Genomic DNA, 463 nt, shown 5'->3' on the forward strand with positions numbered 1-463 from the left:
GCGGCAGGACAGCATTTTGTGGTCAGAGACAGTGAGACGGTGAGCGTGGCGTGGAGCGAACAGGACACCCGACTGCTACTGCAGGAAGCACATCGTGCATACCACACCGAGGTCAATGATCTGCTGTTAACCGCACTCGGTACCGCATTGTACAACTGGAGCGGGCAGGAGCGAGTGCTGGTCAATCTGGAGGGCCATGGCCGGGAAGCTATTGTTCCCGATATCGACATCACACGTACCGTGGGCTGGTTTACGAGTCAGTATCCGGTGCTGCTGGATGTGGATGGAACATCAGAAGTAGGGCAGCGCATCAAACGGGTAAAAGAGGACCTGCGGCATGTACCGCATAAGGGCATTGGCTACGGTATGTTGAAGTATATGTCACAGGATGATGCTACCTCTTCCTGGAGCCTGCAGCCTGAGATCAGCTTTAACTATTTGGGACAATTTGATCAGGACTTGG

The 463-nt window shown here is 54.0% G+C and carries 1 protein-coding gene; it reads left to right on the forward strand.

All coding sequences use genetic code 11. The features are described 5' to 3' along the window. Positions 1-463: condensation domain-containing protein (locus tag HFD99_RS24935; RefSeq protein ID WP_238797310.1), on the forward strand; the 463-nt coding region annotated here is incomplete at both ends.

Source organism: Paenibacillus sp. EKM301P (genome assembly GCF_011800295.1).
In the GTDB taxonomy this organism is placed as follows: domain Bacteria; phylum Bacillota; class Bacilli; order Paenibacillales; family Paenibacillaceae; genus Paenibacillus; species Paenibacillus polymyxa.